The following is a 2,855-nucleotide window of genomic DNA, read 5'->3' on the forward strand; positions in this document are numbered from 1 at the left end:
CACCGACGGCCGCGCCACCTCCGGCCACGACCCGCTGCCGCGTGCGGTCACCGCCGCCGGCCTGCTGCGCGCCGAGGGCCGCGCTGCCGTGGTCGTCGACTGTGAGACCTCGATGGTGCGCCTGGGCCTGGCCCGCACCGTCGCCGCCGCGCTGGGCGCAGAGGTGCTGCCGCTCGACGGCCTGGGCGCTTCCGGGCTCGCGCGCGCGGCCCGCGCCGCCTGATCCGCCAGCCGTCACACGGCCCGAGCCGTCACACAGAAGGGGACCAGATGCCCAAGGGAGTGCCCGAGTCGGTGCCGGAGGACGGCCTGACCACTCGGCAGCGCCGCAACCAGCCCGTCCTCGCCGTGCACACCGGCGCGGGCAAGGGGAAGTCGACCGCGGCATTCGGCATGGCGATGCGCGCCTGGAACCAGGCGCTGCCGATCGGTGTGTTCCAGTTCGTCAAGAGCGCCAAGTGGAAGGTGGGGGAGGAGAGCGCCCTGCGTGCGCTCGGCGACCTGCACGAGCGCGACGGTGTCGGTGGCCCGGTCGAGTGGCACAAGATGGGGCAGGGCTGGTCGTGGCTGCGGCGCGACGAGACCGCAGAGGACGACCACGCCGCCGCAGCGCGGGCCGGCTGGGACGAGATCGCCCGTCGTCTGGCGGTCGAGACGCATCGGTTCTACGTGCTCGACGAGTTCACCTACCCGCTGAAGTGGGGCTGGATCGACACCGACGAGGTCGTTGCGGTGCTACGCGCGCGGCCCGGGAACCAGCACGTCGTGATCACCGGACGCGACGCCCCCGCGGCGCTGATCGAGGCCGCCGACCTGGTCACCGAGATGACCAAGGTCAAGCACCCCATGGACGCGGGACGCAAGGGGCAGCGCGGGATCGAGTGGTGAGGCGGGATCGAGTGGTGAGGCGGGATCGAGTGGTGAGGCGGGATCGAGTGGTGAGGCGGGCGTGGTAGCTCGCGCCGTGGTGATCGCCGCGCCGGCGTCGGGCAGCGGCAAGACCACGATCGCGACGGGATTGATGGGCGCGCTGCGTTCCGCGGAACGCTCGGTGGCGCCGTTCAAGGTGGGCCCCGACTACATCGACCCCGGCTACCACGCCGTCGCCGCCGGTCGGCCGGGGCGGAACCTCGACGCGGTGCTGTGCGGGCCGGAGCGGATCGCGCCCCTGTACCGGCACGGCGCCGCCGGCTGCGATGTCGCGGTGGTCGAAGGCGTGATGGGCCTGTTCGACGGGCGGATCACGGCCGACGAGACCGCGGGCGTCGGCGCGGTCGGCATCGGGTCGACGGCCGACGTCGCGGCTGCGCTGCACGCCCCCGTCGTCCTCGTGGTGGACGCGCGCGGCCACTCGCAGAGCCTCGCGGCGGTGCTCGCGGGGTTCTGCGCGTTCCGGTCCGACGTCGCCGTGGCGGGAGTGATCCTCAACCGAGTGTCCAGCCCGCGGCATGAGCGGGTGCTGCGCGCCGCCGCCGCGCACGCGGGGCTCGAGGTGCTGGGCGCGGTGCCCTCGGCGGAGGCGATCGCGGTGCCCGAGCGGCACCTCGGGCTTATCCCCGCCGTCGAACGGGCCGCGGCCGCGGTCGACGCGGAGGGCGCGATGACCGAGCTGGTCGCCGCGCACGTCGACGTGCGGCGCGTCGCCGACCTGGCCGCGCGGGTGCCCGACGGGCGCGCGTGGGACCCCGCCGCGGAGGTCTCGATCGTCGCCGTGCGCCCGGTCGTGGCGCTGGCGGGCGGGCCGGCGTTCAGCTTCGGCTACGCCGAGCACGAGGAACTCCTGACGGCCGCCGGCGCCGACGTGCGGCGGTTCGACCCGCTGGTCGACGAGCTGCCGCCCGGCGCGACGGCCGCGATCCTGCCCGGCGGGTTCCCGGAGATGTTCGCCGCGCAGCTGTCGGCCAACACCGCGTTGCGCGCGCAGATCCGGGCGCTGGTCGACGGTGGCGGTGTGGTGCACGCCGAGTGCGCGGGGCTGCTGTACCTCGCGCGCGAGCTCGACGGTGTCGAGATGGCCGCCGCCGTGCCCGCGAGCGCCGCGTTCACCCCCCGACTGACCCTGGGTTACCGCGACGCCGTCGCTCTCGGCGACTCCTTCCTGCACCGCGCGGGCGAGCGGGTCACGGGACACGAGTTCCACCGCACGGAGGTGGTGCGGGACCGCGGTGCTGCGGACGGTGCTGCCGGGCCCGCCTGGGGCTGGCGCACCGACGCGGGCCAGACGGTGACCGACGGCTTCGCCGGGCCACACGTGCACGCGTCGTACCTCCACACCCACCCCGCGGGGAACCCGACGTCGGTCGAGCGGCTGGTGCGCGCGGCGGGCTGACAGCGCGGTGTCCACGCTGCGCATGTGGGAGTGCGCACGTGGGAGAAGGCCTCCGTCAGGCGCTCACTAGGCTCATCCCAATGAGCGACCGTCATGATCCCTACCTCGTCGGCCTCGACCTGCGCGGCCGCCGGGTCGTGCTGGTCGGCGCGGGCTCGGTGGTGCAGCGTCGCCTGCCGCTGCTGCTGGCAGCCGGCGCCGACGTGCACGTCATCGCGCCCGAGGCCACGCCGGCGGTGGAGTCGACCGAGGGGATCACCCTCACCCGCCGCGTATACCGCGAGGGCGACCTCGCCGACGCCTGGTACGTGCTCGCAGCCACGGACGACCCGGAGGTGAACGCGGCCGTGCTCGCGGAGGCGCAGGCGCAGCGCACGTTCTGCGTCCGCGCCGACCTGGCCCGTGCGGGCACCGCGGTGACGCCGGCCACCGCCACCGTCGGCGGCGTGCAGCTGGGTGTGCTCGCGTCCGGCGATCACCGCAGGTCCGCCACCGTCCGCACCGCGCTGGCGGCGACCCTGGCGGG

4 protein-coding genes are annotated in these 2,855 nt (G+C 75.1%); all 4 read left to right on the forward strand.

Features of this window, described 5'->3' with window-relative positions; translation table 11 throughout:
• Window positions 1–223: vWA domain-containing protein (locus ABD908_RS27010; RefSeq protein WP_486390799.1), on the forward strand; the 223-nt coding region annotated here is incomplete at its 5' end.
• A 47-nt stretch (window positions 224–270) separates the two neighbouring features.
• Entirely contained in the window at window positions 271–888 is a 618-nt protein-coding gene (gene cobO, locus ABD908_RS27015; RefSeq protein ID WP_345001948.1) for a cob(I)yrinic acid a,c-diamide adenosyltransferase, read from the forward strand.
• Between the two features lie 61 nt (window positions 889–949).
• A complete protein-coding gene (locus ABD908_RS27020) occupies window positions 950–2,329 on the forward strand; it encodes a cobyrinic acid a,c-diamide synthase CobB (protein WP_345001950.1) in 1,380 nt (459 codons plus the stop codon).
• An 80-nt stretch (window positions 2,330–2,409) separates the two neighbouring features.
• A partial coding sequence (locus ABD908_RS27025; RefSeq protein WP_345001952.1) for a precorrin-2 dehydrogenase/sirohydrochlorin ferrochelatase family protein occupies window positions 2,410–2,855 on the forward strand: 446 nt, incomplete at its 3' end.

Origin of the sequence: Tsukamurella soli (assembly GCF_039541155.1) — a bacterium.
GTDB classification, from domain to species: domain Bacteria; phylum Actinomycetota; class Actinomycetes; order Mycobacteriales; family Mycobacteriaceae; genus Tsukamurella; species Tsukamurella soli.

What these genes read in the sequence shown, in the direction of transcription:
- cobO (WP_345001948.1), top strand. Translation starts at nt 271, where the DNA reads ATGCCCAAGGGAGTGCCCGAGTCGGTGCCGGAGGACGGCCTGACCACT.